The sequence below is a fragment of the Streptomyces sp. NPDC048254 genome (assembly GCF_043201895.1).
Taxonomy (GTDB): Bacteria; Actinomycetota; Actinomycetes; order Streptomycetales; family Streptomycetaceae; genus Streptomyces.
This window is the reverse complement of record NZ_JBICZJ010000049.1, coordinates 1-3685: the sequence shown is the minus strand read 5'-3', so window position 1 is coordinate 3685 and position 3685 is coordinate 1. Positions and strand designations below refer to the sequence as shown.

Here is a 3685-nt window from a genome sequence, read left to right as displayed (position 1 = left end):
GTGTTGGGCGACGCTGAGAATGCCGACGGTGCGGGCACTGAGGATGCCGATGAGCGAGGACAAGATCGCCCCGCTGGGGTGGTCCCAGCGGGGCGATCGTCGGCGAGGTGTCGTGGTCGTCGGCAAGGTGCCGGTTGGTTCAGGCGTTGTGCATGGAACCTGTGCTCTCTGGCGTCGACAACCGGGAGTCTGAGCGAAAGGATTACGGAGTGACGCTGACAGATCTGAGCGAGCGCGAGTACTTCGTGCTGTTCGCAAAGCGGACCGGCATGTATATCGGTGAGACGTCTCTGCGTGGAACGATGGCCTTCTTGGCTGGCTATGAGCAGGCTGCCCGCCGGTATGGCGGCCCCGGTCTGGACGGCTGGCGGGAGTGGCTGATGACACATCACCAGGTCAGCAGCAACCTCGTCTGGGAAGCCCAGGTCATGCAGATTGCCTTCCCCGGCTGGGACGGTGGATGGGACTTCACGAGGGAGCGGGAAGCTCACGCCTTGAAGTTGCTGTTCGAGCTGCTCGACAAGTTCCTCGCTGAACGGGAAGAGGCAGCTTCTGGGGCCCAACCGTAGATGTGGGGGCGGCGACGTTGGCGCCTCAATCCAGGACTTCGGTGACGGCGGACTGGGCGGCTTTCTCGTCGACGAGTGACTTGCCGGCGGCGAATGTGGCGACGAGGGATTGCAGGCAGAGGTTGTTGACCGCGCGGGGGAATCCGCGGGATGTGGTGTGGATGAGGGTGACCGCGTCGTCGGTGAACAGCTGGTCGCTGCGGCCGGCGAGACCGAGGTGGTGCTTGATGTAGCTGGCGGTCTCGGTGGAGGTCATCCCGGGCATCGTGTAACGCAGGGCGGTCCGCTGCTCAAGGGCGGCCAGGACGGCGAGTTTCATCGTCCTGCGCAGGGTCGGCTGGCCGACCAGCAGGCAGGACAGCGGCGAGTCCTGGTCCATGGCCGTGTTGGTCAGCATCCTGATGGCTTCGAGCTGTTCGTAGGACAGCAGGTGGGCCTCGTCCAGGACCAGGACGGGGGTGCGGCCGCGTTCTTCGCGTTCGGCGGCCAGGGCCAGGCCAGTCTGGGAGGTCAGGCGGGAGCCGAGGTGGGAGGGCTGCTGGCCGAAGGCGGTCACGATCGCCTCGTGGATGCCGCGGACTCCGATCATGGGGTTGGGCAGGTAGATCACGGTGTGTTTCGACGGGTCGATGCCGTGCAGGACGGTGCGGACGGAGACGGTCTTGCCCGCGCCGACCTCTCCTGTGACGACGCCGATGGAGCGTTCGGAGATGCACCAGGTGATGCGGGCGACGGCTTCGTTGTGGGACGCGTGGCGGTGCAGCATGCCGGGGGCGAGGTCGCGGCCGAAGGGCATGCGGCTGAATCCGTAGTGGGCCTGGAGCTTCTCAATCACGCTTTGTCTCCCGGGAGTTGAGGGTCGGGGTCATTCGCCGGTCGGATCGGTGCGGTCGACGGCCGGCAGGGGTTCGCCCAGGGCGGCGTAGTTGACCCTGTCGGCGAGTTCGGCCTTGTGGGCGGTGTCGATCAGGCCGAGGTAGTCGATGCCGGTGGTCGGCCTGGGTTCCTCGGCGGGCGTCTCGGGACGGGCCTTGGGGTGGGAGTGGCGGCTGACCTGGAAGGGCAGCGCGGTTCCGGCGTCCTGGCCGTTCGCGCGGACCCGCAGGAAGGACAGGTCGAAGGGGTCGAAGACCAGCTCGACTCGCTGGCCGACCAGTAGGGGGTCGACCTGGTAGCGGTTGCCGTGCAGGGACACCAGCGCGGTCTTGGACACGGTGCGGTGCTCGGACCAGCGGAAGGCTTCCGCGAGGTCGGAGGGGTTGGGGACCACGAGTGGTCGGTCACCCATCCAGCGGGCCAGCGGGGCGGCTCCTGTCTCGGAGTGCACCCGGCGGTGGTAGACATTCTCGGTCCAGGCCGTGAACAGCCGGTTCATCTCCAGCAGGCTGTCGACCTGCCGTCCCGCCTGGCCGTCGCCGGAGGCGATCTCGACGACGAATTCGCTGTTCACGGTGCGGAAGAACCGCTCGATCTTGCCCCGGCCCTGGGGGCGTCCGGGCGTGGAGTGGACCAGCTTGATGTCGAGTTTCGCGCAGGCCCTCAGCAGCCACGAGTCCACGAATGCGGACCCGTTGTCGACGTAGATGTAGCGCGGGACACCGCGGGCGGCCAGGGCCGGCCGCAGGGCCGCGGCGAGGCGGACGGTGTCCTCCGCGAACCCCCAGCGGTGCCCCATCACAGCCCGCGAGTGATCGTCCACGAACGCGAACAAGTACGTCTTGCGGCCCGCGACCATCGGGCCGTGCAGGGCGTCCCCGGTCCACAACTCATTGGGGCCGTCGGCCTCGAACCGTCCGAACACCGCGGACGCGGCCGGAGCCTTCAGCGCGTCCAGTCCCTCGCGGACGATCATCCGCTGGATGGTGCGTTCGTCCGGTGCCCAGCCCCGCTGAGCACCGATGATCCGGCGGATCTGAGCCGCCGACCGCGAGGGGTTCTCCTTCTTCAGCGACGCCGCCAGGTCCAGGATCTCCTGTGGGGTGCGGGGCCGGGACTGACGCGGCGAAGGCACCAGGGCCTCGAACCCGGCCCGCTTCCACTCGTAGATCCACCGGTCCAGGGTCCACCGGGTGATCCGCACCGGCCGGCCGTCCGGGTCGATGTGCGTCATGGCCGCCAACTCACGCACCAGAGCGCCACGTTGGCGCCGCGACAGCGTCGGATCGGCCGCCTCTCTGATCAGCATGTAACGGAACAGCCCGATCGCCTGAGCCCGCTCCAGCCGTGTCTGGTCTTCCTGACCTGGCATCCGATCACCAGCCCTCTCGCGCAGCGTGAACACACACGCGTGACGGTGACAGCACGTGTCGGCGTGGCGTCAGAGTCGGCTCGTGTTGATCGCTTTCGAGGGCCAGGACGGCGCCAGCAGTATCCCGCCGGAGACCGCGCAGGCCACCAGCCACGGCGACACCTCGCCGACGCCCGGCCATCGCGACATGGCCGACCACCAGGCCCCCACCACCGCGCTGACCGCGTCCGCGAATACCGTGCGGGCCGGCCCAGGAGGAGCGGGGTCAACCCCGGCATCGACCAGCAACACCGTGAAATACCGCCGGACCGTCTCCGCCCTGGAGGTGAATCTGCGCAGCCAGCCGCGGACGGTCTCGACCGGGCGGCCCAGGCTCCCGGCGATCGCCCGGACCCCGGCCCCGGCCGCCTTCGCCGCCAGGGCCGACCCGATCACCTCCGCCAGATCCGCCCGCCTGACCAGCGCGAACACCGGAAGGAGCACATGCGACACGCCGCAGACCACACACCTCGACCGCCGGGGACGCACCGCCACCGGCCCGCCGGAAGCGTCACGCAGTACACGCGAACGTGCCCACCCCCACGGCCGCAACAGGCCCGAGCAATCAGGACAAACCAACTCGCCCCGCACCAGACGAACTTCGACTCGCGCCGGGTCGACCTCTACCGTGAGCACAGCGCCTCCGCGCGCTACACGGCCCTCCCGGCGCTCGGCCAAGAGATACCGGGAGGGCCTTTCACGTGCCTCTCGTCGGCAAGGTGCCGCCCCAAATCTGCACCTCTTCGTCGGCAGGCACGCTTACCGATCTTGTCGGCGCAAAGCTGCCCAAAGTGCCGCACTCGTAGGCATTTTCAATGACGCCTAACAC

Annotated in this window: 4 protein-coding genes; 1 reads left to right on the top strand and 3 read right to left on the bottom strand. The window is 68.3% G+C overall.

From position 1 onward, the window contains the following. Positions 1-209: 209 nt before the first annotated feature. Positions 210-569: a hypothetical protein gene (locus ACGFZQ_RS52200; protein WP_393846510.1), complete on the top strand. Its 360-nt coding sequence runs from the start codon at positions 210-212 to the stop codon at positions 567-569. Positions 570-594: 25 nt separating this feature from the next. Here the strand turns inward: ACGFZQ_RS52200 and ACGFZQ_RS52195 are convergent, their stop codons facing one another. From ACGFZQ_RS52195 to ACGFZQ_RS52185, 3 genes are all read right to left on the bottom strand, one after another. After that, positions 595-1404 carry an ExeA family protein gene (locus tag ACGFZQ_RS52195; protein WP_393846509.1) on the bottom strand — a complete coding sequence of 270 codons (810 nt, stop codon included), beginning with the start codon at positions 1402-1404 and terminating at the stop codon, positions 595-597. 30 nt (positions 1405-1434) lie between these two features. Continuing rightward, complete coding sequence (locus ACGFZQ_RS52190; RefSeq protein WP_393846508.1) at positions 1435-2817, bottom strand: DDE-type integrase/transposase/recombinase; 1383 nt, start codon at positions 2815-2817, stop codon at positions 1435-1437. Positions 2818-2886: 69 nt separating this feature from the next. Next, a complete protein-coding gene (locus tag ACGFZQ_RS52185; RefSeq protein ID WP_393846507.1) occupies positions 2887-3309 on the bottom strand; it encodes a hypothetical protein in 423 nt (140 codons plus the stop codon). Between the last annotated feature and the right edge of the window lie 376 nt (positions 3310-3685).

Coding starts and splice junctions, on each gene's coding strand:
- ACGFZQ_RS52190 (WP_393846508.1), bottom strand. CDS start 2,817: ATGCCAGGTCAGGAAGACCAGACACGGCTGGAGCGGGCTCAGGCGATC.